The sequence below is a fragment of the Roseomonas sp. AR75 genome, assembly GCF_005222815.1.
Classification (GTDB): Bacteria; Pseudomonadota; Alphaproteobacteria; order Acetobacterales; family Acetobacteraceae; genus Falsiroseomonas.
This window is the reverse complement of the sequence record NZ_STGB01000004.1, coordinates 189,272-210,520: the sequence shown is the minus strand read 5'-3', so window position 1 is coordinate 210,520 and position 21,249 is coordinate 189,272. Positions and strand designations below refer to the sequence as shown.

Here is a 21,249-nt window from a genome sequence, read left to right as displayed (position 1 = left end):
CAGGAATGCTCTGGCCCCGCCTCGGCAAGCGCCTGTTCGGCCGCCCGGTGACCGATGCGGCGCCGGCGCCGCCCGACGCGGTCGTGCAGGCGCTGGCCGAGCGGCTGGAGGCGACGGCGCGCGCGCGGCTCGGCCGCAGCCTCGCGATCCGGGAGGTGGACGCCGGAAGCTGCAATGGCTGCGAGTTGGAAGTGAACGCGATGGCCGGCGTGCTCTACGACATGGAGCGCTTCGGCCTGCGCATCGTCGCCAGCCCCCGCCATGCCGACGTGCTGCTGGTCACGGGGCCGGTCACGCGCAACATGCGCGAGGCGCTGGAGCGCACCCGCGCCTGCACGCCGGAACCCTGCTGGATCGTCGCCGCCGGCGACTGCGCCGTGGATGGCGGCGTGTTCAAGGGCAGCTATGGCGTGGACTCCGGCGTGGCGAGCGTGCTGCCCGTGGACCTGGTCATCCCCGGCTGCCCGCCGACGCCGCTCGCCCTGCTGGAAGGGCTTCTGTCGCTGCTGGAAGCGCAGGACGCGCCGAAGCCCCGCGCGACCCCGGCCGCCTGACGCCACCGGACGGCCGCCGGGTCAGCGCCTCAGTTCCCTCACCAACTATCCCGACCTCCAACAAGTGGCTGAGGTGGCGCTCGCGCCCGTAGAGCCAGACCCGTTCGACCAGGTTCAACACGGGCGCATGGGACGGCAGCGGAATGAGGGTGACGGTGTCTGGCACCTTCAGGTCGTTCGCGGTGTGCCAGCCGGCGCCGTCGAGGACGAGAGCGGTGTGCTCGTCCTTCGCGCGGGTGGCGGCGATCCTCCCCCGACCTGTGTGTTCGGTCGCGGATCAGCCGACATCCATCCGCCGATCGAATTCCTGGGCCTCCGCGAGGCAGGCTTCTGGATCGATCACGCCGAAGCCAAGCGAGGCTTGCCAGCCGAAGGTCGCTCCTGGCAGCGGTCGAGCGGTGCGCTGCAGGATGCCGGCGATCTGGGCAGCGGTCAGGCGCCGGTTTGCGGCAAGCATGAGCGCGACCACGCCCGCCACATAGGGACTGGCCATGCTGGTGCCGCTCAGCGCGACCCAGGGCTCCGCCGCGAAGCCGTTGGCTGCCACGATGCCTGTGCCCGGCGCCGCGATGTCTGGCTTCTGGCGCCCGTCGCGGGCCGGCCCCTTGCTGCTCGAAGCGGCGGCGCGCCCGGCTGCGACATCCAGGTTCGCCACCGCGATCACGCCCCGGCTGCAACCGAGCGGGTTGATCGTGTGCGAGTCGGTGCTGCTCGACGTGGCGAAGTAGCTCGGCAGGCAGAGCGCGAACGATCCGTCGGGCAGTCTGACGCCGCGCAGGTCGTCGCGCTCGATCCAGGCGTTGAAGCGGCCATCGCGCACGTCCTCCCCCAGCAGTCGCACGCGCCAGAGCCCGGCCCGCACGGGCGCCAGGGCGGCCGGATCGTAGCTCGGGGTCAGGTGGACGGAGATCAGGTTCGCGCCGTTCGCCGCATAGTAGATCTCATTGTAGACGGACAGCCGCGTGCCGCCGGGGAGCGGCTTGTTCTCCACGAGTTCGCGCGGCCCGACGACGATCCACTCGGTCGCATCGGGCGGCAGGATCGCGACGCGAAAGCGGTCGGATGCGCCGTACCAGATCTCCATCTCGTTGTCCGACATGTCGCCTGCGCCGTCCCCCTGGATCATCCAGGCCAGCTCCACCTCCAGCCCGGTGGCGGGGATGCGGCCGGCCGCGTGGATCGGCCCCGCCACGACGAGCGTGACGTCGCGCTCCGGCTCGCTGGCGGTCGCAGGCAGGCGGAAGCGCTGCCGGAGCGTCGCCGGGTCGCCGCTGTTCCCCGCCGCCAGGCACAGCGCGCGGCCCGGCTCGCTCATCAGCGTGTCGAGCCAGCGCGAGACCATGCCGCTGCCGTCATGCGCGCCGTCATGCGTGCCGAGGCTGATGTTGATCGAGACTGGCAGGTCCAGCTCCGCCGCCACCGCGCACACATGCTCGACCGCGTGCAGCAGTTCGACGCTGTCGCTGAACGACCGTCGGCGCTCCTCCACCTCGGTGGCCGCCGGCGCCAGGGCGACAAGGACGCCGATGATCGTGGACTGCGGGCAGAGGCCGGTATTGCCTGCCGCGATGCTCGCGACATGGGTGGCATGCGAGGTCGGAACCTGCTGGGATTGCGGCAGCAGCTTCACCGCATGCCGCACATCGCCATGCTGCGCGCGGGCGGCATCGAGCGCATCGTTGATGGCCTCGGCGGTCAGCTCCACGCCGCTGTCGCGCCCCTTCGGCGAACGCTGCCCGCGCCGCGGTCTGGCGCCCATGTCCCAGATGCTGTGGAAGCGCGTACGGCCCGTCTCATCCAGGAAGTCGGGGTGGGCGAAGTCGAACCCCCCGACATCGATGATCGCGACGAGCACGCGCTCCCCGCCGGGCACCGGCGCAGGCGCAATGCGGCGCGGCGGCATGTCGGTGCCGGCGCCGACCGCCAGCGGAGGTTCGACATGCAGCGGCGTCGCCGAATAGATGTGCCGCACCGCAGGCCAGCCGGCCACCAGCGAAAGCTCGGAAAGCCGCAGCGTGGTCGTGACCAGGTAGCGGTTGGCCTGGCTCGCCCTGCTCCGGCCGGCAAGCGGCGGAAGCGCGTCGAGCTCGCGCAGGATCGCATCCGTCTCCGCGGTGCCGTCGGGGCGGCTGCGCCGCAGCTCGATCACCACATTGGCGACGCTGCGGTCCGGTGCCTCCCCCGTCAGCGGCGCAGGCGTCGTGGCGGCTTCCACTCCGCCCGACGGCGCCGCGCCCGGCACGTCGGGCAAGGTCGCGACGCATGGGCTCAGCAGCGCGCGGCGCGCATTCACCGCCTGGCTGCCGTTGCTCCAGACCCGCAGCCGCGGATCGAGCGCCTGCCGGTTCGGGCGGTCCGCCTTCGTCGCCGCTGATGGCCGGGAGAAGGGCGAGATCGCGCTGGCATCCTGCAGGCCGAGCACGATCGGCGGCACCGCGCCGGGCAGTGCCAGGATGACGGGCGGCACCGCGCCGGGCAGCGCGAGCGTCATCGGCGGCACCGCACCGGGCAGGGCGAGCGTGACCGGCGGAACCGGGTCGGGCAACCTCAGCACGCCGGCCGGCAAGAGCCGCGGCAGCGCGACTTCCGGCACCGGAACGGCCTGCGTCCGGCCGACGGCTCCAGCGCTCGCAGTCCTGGCGGCGCGCTTGCGGGGGCGTGACGAATCCTTCGCTTTGGGCATCACAGGGACTCCCTTCGCATCATGCGGTGATCGGGTGCGCGGCGGCTTCAGACGAGGCCCTCGCAGATCAGCTCGAAGCCGGCGGCGGGCTCGACACTCGTCCCGCCACCCGGCTGTGCGACCTGGCGGAACGGAACGGCCCAGCCCATCGGCTCGTAGCCGAAGGCCAGCGGGCGATCGAAGATGTCCACCAGTTCCACGCCGCGGGCGGTGCTGCGCATCAGCGTCGCGGCGACCTGCGCCCCCGTGCCGCCCGCGACCTGGCTCCGCAGGCTCTCCAGCTCGGCTGCCATCGCGGTCAGACGCGCATCCTGATCGGCATTGCGCCCGACCGGAGCGTTGTTGGCGCCAGTCGGCGGATTGTTGTTCACCGTCACGGAGCCGAGGGTCGGCGTGCTGCGCCCGGGATCCACCGGGGCGCTGAACGCCCCACGCAGGATCGCGGCCGCGGTGTCGCTGTCCTGCACGACGTAGCGGATGCCGCGCAGGTAGTGCACGCGGCGCAGCAGCAGCAGCGCGGGCTCGAAGGCAACGCGCTCGCGCGCCGCGCGCTCCTGCTGGGTGGTGGCCCGGCCGATCCGCAACTGCCGGTTTGTCCAGACGGCGTTCATCCCATAGAGCATGAGCTGCCGCGCCCGCGCGGGATTGCCGAGCGTGCTGCGCGGATCGCGACAGGCGGCGGCCACTTCGCGCAGCAGATCGTCGAGCGGCAGGTCCGCGGTCTCCGTGCCCTCAGCCTCCACCTGCAGGTAGCGCGTGCTGCGCAGCCCGATCCCGGCGAGCAGGTTGGTGAAGGCCTGTGGCAGGCCGACGCCGACGGAGAACGCATCGATCGACGCGAGCGTCAGCGCCGGGAAGGCGGATAGCATGAGTGCATTGTCGGGCACCGCGGTGGCCAGCGCCGCCCCCTGGCGGAAATGCGCGACGCCCTCGCCGTTCGGGCGCAACTGCGTGCCAAGCTGCGCATCCGATTGCTGGAAGCGCGTCTGCATCGCTGCCGAGCGGCGCCGCGCCGCTTCCGCGCGCGGCACGATATCGTCGGTCAGCCATTCGTGGCTGGCCTGCCAGGACTCGGCGCCGGCGCCCGCCTGCGCGGCGCCGTAATCCACGATGAGGATCTGCCCGACGCGCGGCGCCTCGCGGACGGGATAGAAGGGACGCACGCCGAGGCGCATCAGGTTCGCGCCCATCTCGGCGCGGATGTCGGGGGATTGCGGCAGTCCGCAGCCGGCGAGAAGCGATGCGGCGAGCGCGACGGCGCAATGGCGAAGCACGTGCAGCATGGCGATGTCTCCCTGTCTCGGGTTCAGTGGGTGCGGCGGGCCGGCGTGAAGGCGCCGGGCTGGACGGCGAGCTCGCGACGCTCCCGCGTGGCGATCGCCTCGGCGTCGCGCAGCACCTCGAGGCGCTGCAGCGGGCTGGCGGTGGCGGCCAGCCGGCCAAGCGCAGCGGCCACCGGGGATGCCGAGGCAGCCGGCGACGTCGTCGCGACCATCGGCTGCGTGCTGGCCAGGAAGGCCTCCAGGCCGCGCCGGCGTTCCGGCAGGAAGTGCTGCAGCAGCGCCGGGGAGAGTGTTCCCCGCTCGTCCACATGGACGAAGCCGCCCTGCACCGTGGCGGGCCAGGCGACGCCCGGCGCCACCGCCTGCCCGACCGAGAACTGGTGGCAGCCGCCGCAGCTCAGCGCGCCGGCCCGGTTGAGCAGGTGCTGCGGCGTTACCCCGCAGCGCGCGGCCGCAGGCATGCCGGCAAGGCGTGCCGTCAGCGCGTCGAGCAGCGCCGCATGGCCGGCGCTGCGCGCAAGCGGGTCGTCGCCATCACCCTGGGAGATGCTGACGAAGGTGTCGAACTCGCCGGGAAAGCCGGCGGAGAGGCGCGCCAGCAACTCGTCCTGCGAGACACCCCCGCCGCCCGCCGTGGCCTCGAGCGCGAGGAGCGTCGCCGCGACCCGCCCCAGCAATCGGCCCGTGAAGTCGTCGCGCCGCGACGCGAGATCGGGCGAGTCACCAGGCACCGGAGCGGCGTAGAGCGCCGGCAGCGGGTTCTCCTTCACCGTCGTCGCGGCGAAGACGGGCGCGCCGTCCAGACCGGCGACGATGCGCCATTCGCGAAGCTGCCAGGGATTCGCCTGGAAATCGCCGTTGGTGACGAACAGGTTGCCGCGCACCTGGCCGAACTCAAGGCCGAGATTGGCCGCCTGGATCACCGCGCCGCCCGCGGGCAGGTCGGATGTGCCGTTGCCGTCGGTGTCGCCCGCATAGAAGAAGGCGGCGAGCCGCCGGGCGATCTCGGCCGGCGCGAGGCCGGGGCTGGACAGGCCGTTCCAGAACTGTGCGATCGGCCGGCAGCCCTGCGGGTCGCCGCCCGGGTTCGGCACCGTCGCCTCGAAGATCAGGGTCATCCGGTCGAGCGCGCTGGCGCTGTTCTTCGCGTAGACGATCCGGTGCTCGCCGCATGTGCGCCAATCGGCCGGCGCAAGGTCCAGGCGGTTGAACACGGCGACGGGCCTGAAGCCGTTCGGATCGGCCGGATCGAGCATGGCCACGGGGTCGAGAGCGCCCTCGCCGGGCCGGGCAGGAGTCGAAACGGTGAGGTTGCCGTCGGGATTGACGAAGCCGGTCCGCTGGAAGCTGCGCACCATGCCCTGCAGCAGCGCGACCCGTTCAGCCGGCGTGTTCGAGATCTCGCGAGACGCGATGATGGCGCCCAGTGTCCGCCCGAGCGAGAAGTCCTGCGCGGCGGCTCCGGCGAAGACGGCAGGATCGCTGACCGCGACCGACCTGCGCAGATCGTCGCCCCAGCCGGGGATTGCAGCGGGAGCGCTGACGCAGGAGGGACTCTGAGCCAGAGCCTGGTGCGACATGGCGGCACTCAGGCAGAGGGCGAGAGCGCGTGCTCGACGGATGATGGTCATGTGGCGCACTTTCCCAACAGGTGGGCTTCCGCCGGGCCAATCGCCGGCACGGCCGAAGCTGCGCTTCACAACGGGAACTCTGCGTGAGCTGATCGTGAAGGGATGTCGCGCCGCGCGCCCATTTCACCCAGCGCGACGCGGTGCGCGCGCGTTCGCGGCGTCAGATGACGGGCCTCTCGGCGCGGAGGGCCACATCATCGCCCAGGCACGCCGAAAGCCACTCCCTGATCGCTTCGGGTGCCGCTCGGCGATTGCGTCGATACTCGATTGCGAGCCCGGCAGGAGGCGGCACCGGAACCGGATCCGGCACTCGCCCGGCAGGCGAAGGCTGGGGCGGGCCGAGCGGTCGGACGCCGGCCTCGACGACGAAGTCGTGCAGCATGCGAAGGCCGCCGGCAAAGGTGGCCGCGTGCCCGCGGGCGTCGCCGAGGCCGAAGAGCATGACCCGCGCCGCCGATCGCAGCAACGGCACAACCCGCCCTCCATGCCGCTGCCAGGCCGAATGCCAATCGCCTTTGCCGTAGGTTGGCGTTCCGGCCACGACCAGTTCGAACTGGCCTGGCGGCAGGAGAGTCGCATCGACGTCCAGGTTGCGCAGGTCGAAGGTGACGCGGTCAGGATGGCGCAATGCATCGGCGATCAGGCGTGCAACCTCGGCCGTGGCGCCGGACGTGGTGGCATAGACGATCAGCGCACCGCGCCGTTCTGCCATGCCCTCACAAGGGGCGGACATGTTGCGCGAAGGCTGCATGCAGCGCCGGTGTCGCAGGCCGTTCCGCGATGCGTCGCAGCAGGCCATACCCGCCGAACGCATCGTCGGCGACACGGCTGCCGAGCGCCCTCGCAAGCGGGCTGCCGATGGCTGCCAGATAGCCGCCGGTATCCGCAGGGCACAACATCGCGCGTACGGTGCCGAATTCCTTGTGGAACACCCATCCGCAATACGAATGGTAGCCGAAGCGTTCGAACATCGGGATCAGCGGGGCATTGCAGTCCATCACGTCCAGCTGCATCCCGAGGCGGCAGGATTCAGCGCCGAAGTGGAGGAGCAGTCGGGCCAGCGCAAGGCTGCCGCGCAGTTCCGGCCGAAGCATCAGCTTCGTGGTCACCTGTACCGCTGCCAGCGAGGCGAGGCCGAGCGCGTCGAGACGGTAGAGCTTGCGATAGTAGCGTGCCGCCGGGTCTTCCGCTTCGTTGGCACGGATGGTCGCGACCACCTCTTCGCCGCGCAGCAGGGCGTAGTTGCGCGCATCGGCGTCCATCGGCTCCTCCAGCAGGCGGCGGAGGTGGTCGGCATGGCGCTGGCGCCGGCCCATCTGCTCGACATAGACCCGATAGCGGAAGGCGAAGACGGCGCGGCGCAACGCGGCGCTGTCGCAAAGGACGACGACGTGGGTCGGCGCGTCGCCTGGGCAAGGTTCCCTCGGTTCCGGTGCGCCCATGGCCCGGGCCGGCGTCATGATGCTTGCGCCGCGACCATTTCAAGGCGCGCCCTTCGCAGCGCTGCGAGCCAGCATGGCAACGGGTAGACATGTCGGAAATACGCGAAGCCATAAGCAATCGAGGCCTTCTGCGCCGGGTAGTGGCCCGCGACATCCTCGATGAGCCGGGCGATCTGCTCGGCATGCGCGACGTCGGCCGTCGCGTGGTGCGTGATGAACTCGAGCCCGGTGGCGCCAAGCCGGCGGCCGCTGAGCGCGGCGGCTGCGCGTGCCGTCACGATCGGGGTCAGCGCGTCAAAGAGATAGACAGCACCGAGGTAAAGGAACGGATCGCGCCGCTCGGCGATCATCGTCCAGATCGCCCCGACGGCGAAGGCGCTCGGGGAGGGGGGACGCCGCCGCGCGGCTTCGGCATCGCCGCCGAAGGCGTGATAGTCGCGCAGAGCCATCTCGCCATGGTCGAATTCCTCGACCTGATGGCGCAGCATCTCGTCCCACCAAGCCACCGGCATCTGGCGGGGAAACTGCGCGATGGCGCGTACCGCACCCTCGATCGCGGTCGGCTGATACAGTGCGATCTCGAGGTAGATCTCGCGCAGCGTGGCGCGCACCAGCAGGTCCGGCGTGGCAGGATCGGCGAGACAAGCCCACAGTTCGGACCGTTCGATCTCCTCCATGATGGCGGCAACCTGCCGGTCGAGCGCGGCGACAAGCTCTGCAGGGGAGAGGGTCTCGGGCGTGAAGCCGAGGTCGACCTCGCTGGCGATGCTCATGCCTGCAACATCCTTCTTCCTATCGGTTTCGCCGGCGCACCGCGGCTCACTGCGCTGGCGGAAGCGCCTGTGCCGCCTCGACGGCGCGGCGCAGATTGATGCGGCCATGGCCGGCGTGATTGTTGCGCCCGTTCTTGTACGGAAATGGCCCGATCCTGTCGGCCGTTGCGCACAGCAGATCGCGAACCTGCGCAGCACTCAGGTCGGGCCGCAGCGAGAGCAGCAGCGCGCAGGCCCCGGCGACGATGGGCGTCGCCGCGGAGGTGCCGTTGAAGCTGTCGACATAGACGCCCGGGCCGGATGCCTTCCTGCGAACCGAAGTCGTGATGTTGGCGACGCCGGGCGCCGCGACCGCAATCTCCGGGCCGTGGTTGCTGCCCCACCAGGTCTCGCCATCGGCGCTGTCGTGGGTCTTGACCTTGTCGAACTGGTTGCTGGCGGCCACGGCGATCACGCCGTCGAAGCTGGCCGGAAATGCAACGGGCCCGCCCTCGTTGCCGGCAGCAGCGAGCACGACGCAGCCGCGCCCGTTGCGGCCCTGGGTCTGCGCCGCCTCGATCTGGTCCATGATCGCGCCCGACGGTGGAGCCACCCAGCTGTTGCTGAGCACATCGGCCTTCCCGTCCTTCCACGCCCATCGTAGCGCTTCGGCCATGACGGCCGAGGAGGTGATCCACAAGTTCCGGGCCTTCTCCCTGCTGTGAGCGAGGCGGACAGCGACGAGCGAGCAGCCGGCGGCAACACCACGGATGCCAAGGCCGTTCCCCGCCACGGCTGCCGCCAGCCCCGCGCAGCAGGTGCCGTGCGAGTCCCAGTCATTGGGCTGCTGGAAGCTGTCCTGGTCCAAGGCGTCGTAGGTCGCCGCCACCGCCGGTGCGAGATCCGGGTGCCCGACATCCACGCCGTCATCGAGCACGGCAATCCGGATCGCGGCATCGCCCTGCACGATGGCCTGCACATCAAGCGCGCCGGTGATCGTCAGCGCGTACTGCCGGTCCAGCATAGGATCCGGCGCCCCGCTTGCGGGCTGCTCGTTCGGGCGATTGCCGAAGATGGCGAAGTCCGGCTCCGCGTAGATGACGTCCGGATCCTTGTCGAGCGCGCGGCACAGCGCGAAGACATCGGCGTCGTCCGGTGCGGCCGCGATGATGAGGGCTTCGCTGCGGCGGAGTTCGCGCAGCCCGTGGCGCGTCAGCACCTCTCCAATGCGCGCCGGGTCATGCAGCGAGAGGAGGATCCGCTCGGTCGGTACCGCGCGCGCAGCGCCGAACCGCAGGACCGGCAGCGCCTTCGCGACCTCGGGCTGGCCGTCGAGCGCAGCCATGGCGGCGACCGGTCCTGGTCCGCCGCTTGCCGGCGGCGCGAGCGGAATGAGGGTCAGCCGCTCATCCGGTACTTCGGTCCGCGTCTCGAAAGAATGCAGGCCCTCCACGGCGGCGACCGCACGGGCCCGTCCGCTGTTCGGGAAGCTGTCATGATAGCGCACTGCGACGAAGCCAGGATCGGGATTGAGCCGCACGGTGCGGCCGCGGACCTTGTAGGTGTACGCCATGGCAAGCGTTCTCCTCATTCAGCGCAGCGCGCCAACCGGCTGCGGAACGACACCCCTGCTGTCGGCAAGGGAGGGGACGTGTTCCTCTAATCCGCCGCCTTGCCGATGGCCTGGATCTGCGTGTTGATCTCCGAGAGCGCCTGGAAGGCCGTGGCCCAGCGATCCACCGCCTGGTTGGTGAGATCGGCGCCGCAGTTCGGGTGCATCGCGATCCTGCCGTTCTCGGGGACCGGGTAGAGCAGCAGTCGGTCGGGGTCGGCCGCCGTCACGGTTGCTGCGAAGGCGTCGTTCTGCATCCCGCGGCGCCGCACGGTCAGGCGCACCGGCAGACAGCTTGGGACCGGAAAGGCACGCGCACGGCGCGCCGCGGGCTGTTCGAGGAAGGCGCGGAAGTCGTCCCGGCTCACGCTGCCATCGGCCCCTCCGGTCGGCCCGCTGCGCTCGAGCGACCAGGTGAAGCAGCCATTCGCCCCCGGCACCGCGCGCGGCACGCCGTCCAGCAACGCCGCGCGGTCGAGATCGATGAAGAACGCCGGCAGGACCGCGCCCGAGCAGTCATCTCGGCGCCCCGGCTGCGGAGCGGCGGCAGCGCCGGCCGCGCCAGCGGGCCGCACGCCGGAAGCCAGCCCGACCACCGCGCCGACCACCTGGCCGACCTCGGTGATCCGCTGCACCGTCTGATCGGTGAAGGTGTTGCCAACCGTCAGCGGCACGGCGGTGTTCTTCTCCGTCGTGATCGCCAGCACGTTCCGGGAGAAGAAATCCTGATAGGGCGCGGCGCGGAAGCGCAGCGTGCTCTCGATCCACACCGCCGCAAGCTCGTACTGCGCGGGGCCGGCAGGCGCGTTCGGCTGCCGCGCCTGCTGCCTCACCGTCAGCCGGCTGATCGGCACCGCGAGCGGGATGGCGCCGCGCTCGGCGGCGGCGAGTGCCTGGGCGAAGCTGGCGGTGCCAGCGGCGGGGACCGGCTCCATGACCACCGCCGCGCTGCCGCAGCCGGCGAGAGCGAGGCCCGTGGCCAGCACGGCCATCCGCCTGATCGAGTGCTGCGCGCCGCGCTTCATCGCGACCTCCTCCTGCCTGCCTGGCGATGAAGGCAGGGTGGAGGCCGAGGCGTCAGCCCAGCGTGATCCCAGCGTCAGTGGCGGCATGATGCTCGCCGATCCAGAAGCATTGCAGGGCGACCAGCCGCCAACTCCGCCCGCCGCGCAGCTGCCCCGCGCCGACGAGGCGCAGCGCCGGCGCGGAGCCGCGAAGCCGGACCCGTCCGGCAGAGGCCCGCCATCGACCGACCAGGGCCAGGCGCGGCGGCAAGGTTGCGAGGAGTTCGAACTCCACGCCACGCCCGGCTCGGTTCGGCCCCGCCCACTCGCCGAGCAGCGTCACCCGGGGGAGCGCGGATATCGCACCGGTCGGCTGCTGGCCGAGTTCGGTGAGGGCGATCGCGAGCAGGCTGCCGCCGTGGCCGAAGCGTGACACAACGAGGGACACGACAGCACCCCGGCGACGCCGTCGTGGTCCGGCGTGCAGCACCAACCGCCCGCGCATGGCGAGGACGAAGCCATTCGACGGGTTGGCTGGCGGCGGCAGCATCGCCTCTCATTGCCCCCGCCGCGTGAGGCCTGCGTGAATCGAGCCGGTTGCGCTAGCCTGACCCGGCCATCGCGGAGCGTGCCATGCAGCCGATCCCGCACCGCGCGCTGGAACAGGCGGCGCGCCTCCTGGCTGGGAAGGAAGCTGACCCGGGCGGACAGCGGCTGCTTGCCTGGCTCGGCTGGGATGCGGCGATGCCGCCGGAACGCCGCACCGATCGTCTGGCGTTGCTGCGGATCGCCTGCGCCTGCACGCGCGTCTTCGGGCTGCTGCATCCGCTACGCCCAGGTCTCTGCACGGTCGGTGCCGAGTTGCAGCCTGCCGTCCCGGCGGAGGACCCGGCATGGGGGCGCTTCGCCGTCTCCGGCGTGGGACTTGACCCCGGCGCCGCCTTCGCCGCCTGCATGGGGGAGGCAGCCGAACGGCTGGCGCAGCTGGACATTCCAGCGCGCCGGACAGGGGACGGCGGAGAGGCGCCCGACGACGCGGCGGTGCACGAATGGCCGCGTGGCCAGACCCATCGCCTGCCGCGTGACCTGCTCTACCGGCGCCCGTCGCACCGTCGCCGCCTCGCCGCGCCCGCGCCGCTCAGCATCGGCTGCGCGGCAGGTCCGACGGAGGCCGCTGCCCGGCTCTCCGCACTGCTCGAAGTGCTGGAGCGCGACGCGGTGGCGCTGTGGTGGCGCGGCGGCCGCGTGGCACGGCCGATCGAGAGCGGGCACGAAGCCGCCAGGCTGGCAGAGCAGACTCTGCTGCGGCTCGGCGGGGCAACGCGCCGGGTCCGACTTCTCGACATCTCGCAGGACAAGGCCATCCCGGTGATCGCCGCGCTGTCCTTCGACGCTTCGGGCGAGGGCTTCTGCTGCGGCACCGCGGCACGGCGAGGTGCGGCGGAGGCCGCGCGCGCGGCGGTGTTGGAAATGGCGCAGAACGAACTTGCCGTGCTGCTCGCCCAGGCCAAGCGCGCGGCGGAGGGGGAGGCTGCGCTCAACGCGCGCGACCGCATCCATCTCTGCCGCCACGCCCGCATCCGGGCGGCCGATTGCCTGCCGCCGGCGTCCGGACTGGCGCCATCGGCCGGCGCCTGGGTCGGCGCCGCGCCAGAGCAGGCCTTCGCCGGCATCGCGGGCCTGCTTGCCAGGCAGGGCCATGCCGTGTGGCTGCACGCGCACGACCATGATCGCGTCGGCGTGCCGGTCGTGCGGGTGATCGTGCCGGGCCTTGCCGCGGAGCCCTCGGACGACCTGCCGCCACGCCTCGCCCATGCGATCGCCGAGACCGGCGGTGGCCCAGGCTACCGGTTGCGGGTTCCCTTGTTTTCCTGAAACGACGTAAGCTGGATGAGATGCCGCCCATCCTGCGCGAGTCATTGGAGGAAGAGGCCGGCGCCGCGCTGCGTGCCGATACCGACACGTCTTCGCTCACGCTGACGCTGCTTGGCGCCGTCCGCCTCGTGAGCAAGTCCGACGAATTGCGGCTTCGCAACCGCAAGGCGCGGGCCGTGCTGGCCTGCCTCGCCCTGGCAGACAACCAGGAGTTGACCCGCGAGCGCATCGCCGGCCTGCTCTGGAGCGAGAGTTCGGAAGAGAAAGCCCGCGCTTCGCTGCGGCAGGTTGTGCACGAACTGCGCGAGGTGCTGCCGGAGGGCGCGCTGCTGGCGGAGCGGCTGACGCTCTGCCTCGCGCCCGGGCTGCTGCGACACGATGTCGAGGCCGTTCTGGCCGCCCTGGCCGCGGGCGTCGTGCCGCCGCGCCTGCTGGACGCGCCCGGCCTCGCCGAACGATTCCTGGACGGCTTCGACGACCTCGACCCGGCCTTCGGCTCCTGGCTGCGCACCCAGCGGCAGTCGCTGCAGGAACGCCTGCTCGCCGGGCTCGAGCGGCTGCTGGACGATGGTCAGGCCGCGCGCAGCGCAGCGCGCGCGCTGCTCAACCTCGACCCGACGCACGAAGCGGCGTGCCGGCGCGTCATGCTGGATGCGGCGCGCGACGGCGACACGGCGGGCGCGCTGCGCGCCTATGAGACGCTATGGAACCTGCTCGGCGAGGACTACGACATGGAGCCCTCGGCGCCGACCCAGGCGCTGGTGGCGGAGATCAAGGCCGGCCGCATCGCGCCGGCACCTGCGCCGGCACCGGCAGAGTCGCACACCCTGCCGCCGAAGCCGCCGGCCCAGCCGGGCGGAACGCGCATGGCGCTCTTCGTCGAGCCCTTTCTCGAGCACGGCGTCGCGGACGACCGCAGCCATCTGGTACGCGGCTTCCGCCACGACCTCATCGCCTGCCTGGTCCGGTTCCGCGAATGGTTCGTGGTCGATGGGGTCGTGCCCGGCCCGGCTGCGCCCGGGATGGAGCGCGCGTCCAGCCGTTACGCCGTCAGCGCCGTCGCCTACCAGTCCGGCGCGGCGATCAGCCTGGTGCTGACCATCCGCGAGGCCGGCAGCGGCGTGGTCATCTGGAGCGAGCGTTCCGACATCGACCTCGCCACCTGGTTCGACGCCCAGCGCGAGCTGGTCCGCAGCATCGCCACCTCGCTCAGGGGCCATGTCTCCGCCGCGCGGCTGGCCAGCCTGCCGCTGCAGCGCGGCGTGGCCCTGGCGGCGCATGACCGCTGGCTGCTCGGCCAGTCCGTGATGCGCGGCTTCCGCGGCGATCGGTACGGAAGGGCGCGACAGCTCTTCGAGGAGGCGATCGCCGAAGACCCGACCTTCTCGCCCGCCTACAGCAGCCTGGCGCAGAGCTACAATGGCGGCCACATCGCCAATCCCGGTTCCTGGCGCAATCGCGACACGGAGGCGCGGTCCCTGGCGCTGGCGCGCCGGGCAGTGGCGCTCGATCAGGTGGATTCGCGCGCCCAACTGGTGCTGGGCTGGGCGCTGGCGCTGGCCGGGCAGGGCGATGCGGCAGCGCCGCACATGCGCCGGGCGGTGAAGCTCAATCCGCATGACAGCTGGACGCTGATTTCCGCCGCGCTCTACCACGCCTTCTCCGCGCAGCACGAGGAGGCGCAGCGCCTGGCCGAGACGGCGCTTGAGATGGCGCTGATCCCGTCGGCCACCTTCTGGGGATACCAGGTCGTCGTCGCGTATCTGCGCGGCGACGATGCCGCGACGATCGCCGCATGCGACCGCGCGGAGGACGTCATCCGCACCTTGCCTGCCTGGCGCGCGGCGGCCTTGTGGAATCTCGGCCGGCAGGAGGAGGCACGCGCAGCCGCCAGCCGCTTCTTCGAGCTGGTGCGCGCCGCATGGGTCGGCGAGGGTGCGGCGAGCGAGCAGGCGATGGGGCGCTGGCTGCTGCACCAGTACCCCTTCGCCGACGCGGCGAGTTGGGAACGCCTGCGCCGCGGCGTGGCCGGCGCCGGAATACCGGCCGAAGGTATCGCCTTCGGCCAGTGGTACGAGGGCTGACGGCGCGCTACTCGCAATGCGCGATGGTGTAGTCGCCGATGCGCTTCGCGTGGAGCGTGAGCTTGGCTTCCACCGGGTCGACCGCCTGCGAACCCGCGATCGGCGACGCAAGATAGAAGGTCGGGATCGTGTATGGTTGATTCTCCTGCGCGAGCTTCGCCTCCGTGCTCTCGATGAGTGTCCGGGGCGGGATGCGCAGGACCATTTCGTCCTCGCCGTAATCGATCAGCCGCACCCTCTTGATGCTGTCCGGGATCGTCGCGCCGACCACCATCGTTTCCAGCGCCTTGCGCAGCCCGTCGACGTCGTTCTCGTCCGTGGGCCGTGGGATGACCTTGCCGCCGGTGTATTTGATGTCGCCGGTGGACCAATGCTTGATCAGGTTCCCGAGCGCGGCGAGGTCCCCGACCTTCATGAACACGTCCTTCGCCGGGACGTTCTGCGCGCCTTCGATGGTATCGCCCATTGTGGTTCTCCTTCTTGGGTGAAGTGCTAGAGAAAGTCCGGGGTGGCGTGCGTCAGACCGAGGCGGCTGGCGACGAAGACGATCAGATCGGCCATCGTGGCGGCCGCGGGCAGTTGCACATCCGGCGCGATGGCAACGTCGAGCTTGGCAGCGAGCTGGCGCAGCGGATCGTCCAATCCGGTGGCGACGGCGCTCGGGGTTTCGCCGGGCAGTGGGTCGCCGAGGAAGGCGCCGAAGAAGGTCTCGGCCAGCAGAATCGACCCAAGCGGGCCAAGCCGTTTGCCGCCGTGGCAATGCTCCGCCTCGAACAGAATGTAGAACGGCAGCGGCGGGTCGGCCGCAATGAGACCGACATCGTCGTCGTCGAAGGATTGGACCGGTCGCTCCCTGAGCCAGGCAGCGATCGCGTCCCCACGCGTCGCTTCGTCCGCCAGCACGGCAGAGTCGAACGGCCGCGCCCAGTGCTTGTCAGCCGCGGCCGTCGCGATCTTCGCATGCAAGGCCCTGACCGACCACATCGGCGCCTTCGCTGCACTCAACAGGTCCTGCATGCCGAGCCCGCGGGGTCTGTCAAAGACAGTCCCTGCCGGCGTGCGAAGCCGAACCGGAAAGATGTCGCGGTCGAGCAGTTCCCCCGCATATCGCGGACGGATCAGCAGGCTGGCATTCACCGCCTTCGCGTCTGGTCCGGCGAGGCCGTCGAAGAAGTTGCTCCAGCGGAGAATCCAACTTGCATCCAGCGGCATCTCGCCCGGTTTGCGCGCGCTGGTCTGCTGGAGTGCGCCGCGCACGTCGAAGGCGGCACTGTCCTTTCCGGTGATGCGGTAGCTCGGCCGGATCATCGCATGCGCGAAGCGCATCGCCCCGTGCGAGAACTCCAGCGGCACGGGTACCTTCGGGCGCGGAAAAGCTGTGTTGCGGTCCAGCAGACCCGTCTCGTCCGTCAGCTCGTCGTAACGCTTGTAGACGCTCGGATGGAGCAGCCGGTGAAGTAGGTCTTTGCGCAGAATGCCGCGATACACCAATGTTGTCGCCGCCCGTGCCCACACGAAGCGCGTCTCGCGCGCTTGCTCGTCCGGGACCGCCGCTGCCGGCGGGACCAATACGCCGAGCATGGCATTGTGAACCATGTGCCAAAGCACCGTCATCTGCGCCAGGATGGCGTTATCCTCGTTGCGCGGATCGGCAATCAGTGGATCGGTAAGCTTCACCCTGTCCGTCGACTGCGAGTCCTTGTGCTTCGTCCGGTAGGCGGCCAGCGGGTCCGCGCAGCGTGCGATGTCGCGCAGCGGCGGATCTGCATCCTTCTTGTCCCATCGCATCGGACCGAGCCGCAGCGCGCTGCGGCTGGTATCCTCATCGTCGTCCGGCGCGTAGGCCAATGGCGAACCGACCGGGCCCAGCCCATACAGCGTGTCGAGCCTGAGCCTGGCGACTCGCCCGTTCCGTGCCGCGACTTTCCCAGCGGCGATCTGCCAGAACGGCGTCGGCGTATGCACGCAATCATGCGCGACGAGTTGCAGCAGGTAGGTGTAGCCCGAGGGGATATCGGGATTGCCCTCGGCCAGGGTCTTGCTGCCGTCCTGATGCATGCTTCTTGCCAGTCGCCACAGCAACTCCTCACTGAGCGGCTTGTGGCGCTCCGCGTCCGACGGCGTGGTCAGGAAGTTGCGGTAGCCGTAGAGCTCGATCTGGCTGGCCTCAGACGCGCCGCCCGCCAGCGCACCACCGCCATGCGCGACCGGACAAGCTGCCGTCCCGCTGCCGCCATGCGAACGTGCCATCCCGGTCCCTCCTGCGGGAGCAATGCCAGCAACTCCCGCGTGAATTCACCGTGAATGCCGGATCAGGCGCAGCCTTGTGGGGGCATCCAGCCACCTCGAGCGGCCGGATTGACGCTGCGTCAGTTTGGGTGCGCCGCGAGTGACCTGCCCCCGTAGAAGCGGTCGCCGGTATGAAGTCCTGTGGCAGCAAAGGGGTGGTTGGGACGGCAAGGCGGAAGGCGCACGCGCCGGAGGAGAGTGTTGCGAAGCAGATACGCCCAGCTCCTCCCCGCGGGCACGCCGGCTGCTCTGGCCGGTGCGGTCACCGCTGATGCGGTGGCCGATGCCATCGATGCGGCCGAGCGTCCTGGTGTCGATGTGGATCAGCGCGCCGGGTCGCTTGCGCTCGTCGCGGATGACCTGGCAAGCCGGCCGAGACGGCGGTGCGCGTGGCCGACGGTGGAGGCGGGCCACCCGAGCTGGCGGGCGGCTCAGCCCCGGAGGGACAACCTCCATGGCAACGACATCTGGCAACACCGTCGCGCGAAGGGCCGGCGGTGCCGCCGACGAGGAGTGTCAGGCGCCGGTCGCCACCGGCCGGACCAGCCGGGACGGGCGCAACAGGATCTGCACCTCCAGCCCCTCGCGGTGCCAGTGCCGGCGGATCGAGCCGCCATGCTGCTGCTCGATGCTCATCGCCGCGAGCTGGGTGCCGAAGCCGAGCTGGGACGGCTCCGCTTCGATCGGCGGGCCGCCACTCTCTCGCCATGTCACGAGCAGGCTGTCCGCATCGCTGCCGGCCCTTGCGCAGGCGATCGTCACCCTGCCGTCCTCCACCGCGAGCGCGCCGTATTTCGCGGCATTCGTCGCGAGCTCGTGGAAGATCAGGGCGATGGTCGTGGCGCCGTGATCGTCGGTGGGAACGTCGTCGCCGGTGATCGCGATGCGGCCCTCCGCGAAGGCCGGATAGGGCGCGAAGAGCTCGCGCAGCATGCCCTGCAGCGTGGTCTCGCCGACCACAGGCTTGGACTCCTCGCTGTGCGGCCGCGCGAAATCATGCGCCCGCCCGAGCGCCGCCACGCGCGTGCCGAGGTCGCGCGCGAAGTCGCGCGCGGCGGGCTCGCGCCGGGCGGAGAGGCGGATCAGGCCGTTGATCACGGCGAAGATGTTCTTGATGCGGTGGCTCAGCTCCCGGCTCAGCACCTCGTTCTGCTCGGCCACCAGCTTGGCGTGGTGGATGTCGGTGCAGGTGCCGATCCAGCGGATGATCCGCCCGGCGCTGTCGCGCACCGGCAGGGCGCGGCCGAGCGTCCAGCGGTACTCGCCGCTGTGGTGGCGCAGCCGGTACTCGATCTCGTAGGGCTCGCCGGTCGCCAGGCAGTGGCGCCAGCGTTCCCAGGCGCGCTCCTGGTCGTCGGGGTGGAACATGCCGTTCCAGGCCTCGCCGTCGGTCGAGCCGGCCGGCACGCCGGTGAAGGCGTACCACTGCGCGTTGTAGTAGTCGTGGTAGCCATCCGGCAGGGTGGACCAGACCATCTGCGGCATCGCCTCGGTCAGCACGCGGTAGCGCGCCTCGGTGTCGCGCAGCGCGGCCTCCGTGCGGATATGCTCGGAGATCTCGGAGTTCTTGCCGAACCAGCGCACCACCTGCCCGGTCGCGTCGCGCAGCGGCACGATGCGGGTCAGGAAGGGCCGGAACCTGCCGTCGGCGCCGCGCAGCGGGAAGACCAGCTCGAAGGGTTCGCCGGTGGCGATGGAGCTGCGCCAGTGATCCAGCACGCGCGGCAGTTCCTCGGGGTCGTGCACGCTCTGCCAGCCCCAGCCTTCCATCGCATCGGGGGTGGTGCCGCAGTATTCGTGCCAGCGCCGGTTGTACCAGGTGATGTAGCCGTCGCCCCGGGCGATCCAGCAGAGCGTCGGGATGTTGTCGGCGAGGAGGCGGAACTCCTCCGGGCCGATCGTCTCCGGCGTCAGCGCCGGCAGGACAGCATCGGTGCGATTGGGGCTCCGCCAATAGGCCTGGCCGACATCCGCGGGCGCCGGGGCCACCCTCCCTGCCGTCGCCTGGCCCGTGGCCGGGGACAGCCCTGCGTCAGACTGCTGCATGCGGGAAGCTTAACGCAGTCGCGGCGCGGGGTTGCTCCCCGTCAACGACGGGTTGTGCATTCCACACGGGAAATTGCGTTGGTGGCACGGGCAGGCGCAACGCGGCTGCGCCGAAGGCGGCGATCGCCGCACCGGTGCCCTGCAGACGGGGTCAGGCCCGGGGTCAGGCATGGGGTCAGGCATGGAAGACGGTCGCGCCCTCCTTGATCGTCTCGACCACCTTCAGTTCGGCCAGTCGCTCGGGCGGCACCCTCAGAGGGTTGTCCGCCAGCACCACGAAGTCGGCGAGCTTGCCGACCTCGATCGAGCCCTTCGTCGCCTCCTCGAAATGCTGGTGGGCGGCCCAGAGCGTCATCGCCTTCAGCGCCGTCGCGACCGGCACGCGGTGGCCTGGGCCGATGATGTCGCCGCTGCGCGACCGCCGGGTGACGGTGGCACTCAGCACGCGCATCGAATCGGGCTTCGCCACCGGAGCGTCGTGGTGCGAGGTGAACATCATCCCCCGGCTCATCAGCCAGCCCGTCGGCGAGATGTTCTCCGCCCGCTCCGGCCCCAGGACGGATTCGCGGTGCCAGTCGCCCCAGTAGAAGGTGTGCATCGGGAACAGCGCGGGGAAGATGCCGAGCTCGCGCAGCGGATCCACCTGGTCCGCGCGCAGCGTCTGGCCGTGGATCAGCACGGGGCGCCGGTCGCCCGGCCCGTGCCGCCGCGTCGCCTCCCGCACCGCGGCGATCATCAGGTCGATCGCCGCGTCGCCATTGGCATGCGCCAGGATCTGCCAGTTGTGCTCGAAGCAGCGCGAGAAGGCCTCGATCGTCGCCTCCGTCGGCGCGGTCTGCAGGCCGCGATAGTCCGGCGGCAGGCCCGGCGGGATCACGTGGTAGGGGCGCGAAAGCCACGCCGTCTTGCCCTGCGGCGATCCGTCGAGGCCGATCTTGGCGCCGCCGATGCGCAGCCGGTTCCGGTAGGCCGGCCCATGCAGCGCGCCGCCGAGCTGGTCTGCGGCGGCGAGGATGTCCGGATAGGCGACGACGTCCACCGCCAGCAGGCCCCGCTCGGCCGCCTTCGCCAAATTCGCCATGGCCGGCCCCATGGCGCGGCCCTCCTGGCAGGTGGTGTAGCCGAAGGACGCGTAGAACTCCGATCCTGCGCGGATCATGGACAGCCACGCCGCCTCGTCGAGCCCGCCGAGCAGCGCGCCGGCGGCGGCGATCATCGCGTTCTCCTCCAGCACGCCGTTCGGCTCGCGCGAGCCGTCGCGGCGACGAAGCACGCCGCCTGGCGGGTCGGACGTCGCCGCGGTGATCCCCGCCTTCTCCAGCGCCTTCGAATTCACCGCGGCGAGGTGGGCGGAGGTGTGGATGATCAGCACCGGCACCTCGGTGGAAACCTGGTCGAGCTCGTCGCGCGTCGGGTGGCGCCCCTCGCGCAACTGGCTGTCGTCGTAGCCGAAGCCGAAGATCAGGCCGTAGCGCCGCACGGCGGCCTCGTTGCGCTGCGCCCAGTCGCGCAGGATGCGGATCAGGGCGGCGATGTCGTTGCCCTCGCCGTCCGGGGCAGCCAGCAGGTTGGCGCCGACCGCCTGGAGGCCGACCATCACGACATGGCCGTGCGGGTCCACGAAGCCCGGCAGCATCGTGCGGCCTTCCAGGTTGACCACACGCGTGCCAGGCCCGCGCGTCGCCTCCACCTGGGCGCGGCTGCCGACGGCGAGGATGCGGCCGCCGCGCACGGCGACGGCCTCCACGGTCGGCACCGCGTCGTTCATCGTCAGGATCGGGCCACCGAGATAGATCGTTTCCGCCGCGCCGCCCGGCGCCGTGCCCGGCGTCTGGGCGGCTGCGCAGCGGAACAGGCTGCCGAGCCCCGCCGCGCCGAAGCCCGCCGCCAGGCGCGCCGTTCCGCCGAGCACCGCGCGCCGCGCGGAGAGGGAGTGCGCGAAGGAGGCGCCGAAGGGGGAGCAGGCGATGCACATGCGATGGTCTCCGTGGCGT

General features: G+C 71.0%; 17 protein-coding genes and 1 pseudogene. 3 read left to right on the top strand and 15 right to left on the bottom strand.

The window, feature by feature from the left end; translation table 11 throughout:
* Positions 1-5 precede the first annotated feature (5 nt).
* Positions 6-554 (top strand): NADH-quinone oxidoreductase subunit B family protein, encoded by a 549-nt coding sequence (locus E4T13_RS14980; protein ID WP_137179110.1) that lies wholly within the window; start codon positions 6-8, stop codon positions 552-554.
* Here E4T13_RS14980 and E4T13_RS30995 read toward each other — a convergent pair.
* From E4T13_RS30995 to E4T13_RS14930, 10 genes are all read right to left on the bottom strand, one after another.
* Positions 451-801 carry a transposase gene (locus tag E4T13_RS30995; RefSeq protein WP_137179977.1) on the bottom strand — a complete coding sequence of 117 codons (351 nt, stop codon included), beginning with the start codon at positions 799-801 and terminating at the stop codon, positions 451-453. The genes E4T13_RS14980 and E4T13_RS30995 overlap by 104 nt on opposite strands.
* Positions 802-831: 30 nt before the next feature.
* Positions 832-3,147, bottom strand: a complete 2,316-nt coding sequence (locus tag E4T13_RS14970) for a S8 family serine peptidase (protein WP_170985019.1) — start codon at positions 3,145-3,147, stop codon at positions 832-834.
* 137 nt (positions 3,148-3,284) lie between these two features.
* Positions 3,285-4,520, bottom strand: coding sequence for a hypothetical protein (locus E4T13_RS14965; RefSeq protein WP_137179108.1), 1,236 nt, complete (start codon positions 4,518-4,520; stop codon positions 3,285-3,287).
* A 23-nt stretch (positions 4,521-4,543) separates the two neighbouring features.
* Positions 4,544-6,151 carry a hypothetical protein gene (locus tag E4T13_RS14960; protein ID WP_137179107.1) on the bottom strand — a complete coding sequence of 536 codons (1,608 nt, stop codon included), beginning with the start codon at positions 6,149-6,151 and terminating at the stop codon, positions 4,544-4,546.
* A 160-nt stretch (positions 6,152-6,311) separates the two neighbouring features.
* Positions 6,312-6,863 carry a flavodoxin domain-containing protein gene (locus E4T13_RS14955; protein ID WP_170985018.1) on the bottom strand — a complete coding sequence of 184 codons (552 nt, stop codon included), beginning with the start codon at positions 6,861-6,863 and terminating at the stop codon, positions 6,312-6,314.
* A gap of 4 nt (positions 6,864-6,867) precedes the next feature.
* Complete coding sequence (locus E4T13_RS14950) at positions 6,868-7,515, bottom strand: hypothetical protein (protein ID WP_137179105.1); 648 nt, start codon at positions 7,513-7,515, stop codon at positions 6,868-6,870.
* 92 nt (positions 7,516-7,607) lie between these two features.
* Entirely contained in the window at positions 7,608-8,366 is a 759-nt protein-coding gene (locus tag E4T13_RS14945; protein WP_170985017.1) for an iron-containing redox enzyme family protein, read from the bottom strand.
* A gap of 46 nt (positions 8,367-8,412) precedes the next feature.
* Entirely contained in the window at positions 8,413-9,918 is a 1,506-nt protein-coding gene (locus E4T13_RS14940; protein WP_170985016.1) for a S8 family serine peptidase, read from the bottom strand.
* 86 nt (positions 9,919-10,004) lie between these two features.
* The gene (locus E4T13_RS14935; RefSeq protein WP_137179102.1) at positions 10,005-10,982 is read right to left on the bottom strand and encodes a hypothetical protein; all 978 of its coding nucleotides are present in this window, start codon (positions 10,980-10,982) and stop codon (positions 10,005-10,007) included.
* Positions 10,983-11,034: 52 nt separating this feature from the next.
* Entirely contained in the window at positions 11,035-11,511 is a 477-nt protein-coding gene (locus E4T13_RS14930; protein WP_137179101.1) for a hypothetical protein, read from the bottom strand.
* A gap of 83 nt (positions 11,512-11,594) precedes the next feature.
* On the opposite strand from E4T13_RS14930, the gene E4T13_RS14925 reads away from it, so the two are divergent.
* Together E4T13_RS14925 and E4T13_RS14920 are read left to right on the top strand one after the other, a co-directional pair.
* On the top strand, positions 11,595-12,836 hold the full coding sequence (locus tag E4T13_RS14925) for a YcaO-like family protein (RefSeq protein ID WP_137179100.1): 1,242 nt from the start codon (positions 11,595-11,597) through the stop codon (positions 12,834-12,836).
* A 20-nt stretch (positions 12,837-12,856) separates the two neighbouring features.
* Entirely contained in the window at positions 12,857-14,920 is a 2,064-nt protein-coding gene (locus E4T13_RS14920; RefSeq protein ID WP_137179099.1) for a BTAD domain-containing putative transcriptional regulator, read from the top strand.
* Positions 14,921-14,927: 7 nt separating this feature from the next.
* Here the strand turns inward: E4T13_RS14920 and E4T13_RS14915 are convergent, their stop codons facing one another.
* The 5 genes and pseudogenes from E4T13_RS14915 to E4T13_RS14900 form a co-directional block, all read right to left on the bottom strand.
* On the bottom strand, positions 14,928-15,386 hold the full coding sequence (locus E4T13_RS14915; RefSeq protein WP_137179098.1) for a hypothetical protein: 459 nt from the start codon (positions 15,384-15,386) through the stop codon (positions 14,928-14,930).
* Between the two features lie 26 nt (positions 15,387-15,412).
* Positions 15,413-17,170: a peroxidase family protein gene (locus tag E4T13_RS14910; protein WP_137179097.1), complete on the bottom strand. Its 1,758-nt coding sequence runs from the start codon at positions 17,168-17,170 to the stop codon at positions 15,413-15,415.
* Positions 17,171-17,457: 287 nt separating this feature from the next.
* Positions 17,458-17,569 (bottom strand): annotated as a pseudogene (locus tag E4T13_RS30525) (IS481 family transposase); the annotation flags it as partial.
* A 156-nt stretch (positions 17,570-17,725) separates the two neighbouring features.
* Positions 17,726-19,198 (bottom strand): PAS domain-containing protein, encoded by a 1,473-nt coding sequence (locus E4T13_RS14905; protein WP_206030185.1) that lies wholly within the window; start codon positions 19,196-19,198, stop codon positions 17,726-17,728.
* A 232-nt stretch (positions 19,199-19,430) separates the two neighbouring features.
* Positions 19,431-21,230 carry an amidohydrolase gene (locus tag E4T13_RS14900; RefSeq protein ID WP_137179095.1) on the bottom strand — a complete coding sequence of 600 codons (1,800 nt, stop codon included), beginning with the start codon at positions 21,228-21,230 and terminating at the stop codon, positions 19,431-19,433.
* Positions 21,231-21,249 lie beyond the last annotated feature (19 nt).

Bases quoted from the DNA above. Each gene is read 5' to 3' on its own strand.
- E4T13_RS14980 (WP_137179110.1), top strand. From the start codon at position 6: ATGCTCTGGCCCCGCCTCGGCAAGCGCCTGTTCGGCCGCCCGGTGACC.
- E4T13_RS14965 (WP_137179108.1), bottom strand. From the start codon at position 4,520: ATGCTGCACGTGCTTCGCCATTGCGCCGTCGCGCTCGCCGCATCGCTT.
- E4T13_RS14960 (WP_137179107.1), bottom strand. From the start codon at position 6,151: ATGACCATCATCCGTCGAGCACGCGCTCTCGCCCTCTGCCTGAGTGCC.
- E4T13_RS14955 (WP_170985018.1), bottom strand. From the start codon at position 6,863: ATGGCAGAACGGCGCGGTGCGCTGATCGTCTATGCCACCACGTCCGGC.
- E4T13_RS14945 (WP_170985017.1), bottom strand. From the start codon at position 8,366: ATGAGCATCGCCAGCGAGGTCGACCTCGGCTTCACGCCCGAGACCCTC.
- E4T13_RS14940 (WP_170985016.1), bottom strand. From the start codon at position 9,918: ATGGCGTACACCTACAAGGTCCGCGGCCGCACCGTGCGGCTCAATCCC.
- E4T13_RS14935 (WP_137179102.1), bottom strand. From the start codon at position 10,982: ATGAAGCGCGGCGCGCAGCACTCGATCAGGCGGATGGCCGTGCTGGCC.
- E4T13_RS14930 (WP_137179101.1), bottom strand. From the start codon at position 11,511: ATGCTGCCGCCGCCAGCCAACCCGTCGAATGGCTTCGTCCTCGCCATG.
- E4T13_RS14925 (WP_137179100.1), top strand. From the start codon at position 11,595: ATGCAGCCGATCCCGCACCGCGCGCTGGAACAGGCGGCGCGCCTCCTG.
- E4T13_RS14920 (WP_137179099.1), top strand. From the start codon at position 12,857: ATGCCGCCCATCCTGCGCGAGTCATTGGAGGAAGAGGCCGGCGCCGCG.
- E4T13_RS14915 (WP_137179098.1), bottom strand. From the start codon at position 15,386: ATGGGCGATACCATCGAAGGCGCGCAGAACGTCCCGGCGAAGGACGTG.
- E4T13_RS14910 (WP_137179097.1), bottom strand. From the start codon at position 17,170: ATGGCACGTTCGCATGGCGGCAGCGGGACGGCAGCTTGTCCGGTCGCG.
- E4T13_RS14900 (WP_137179095.1), bottom strand. From the start codon at position 21,230: ATGTGCATCGCCTGCTCCCCCTTCGGCGCCTCCTTCGCGCACTCCCTC.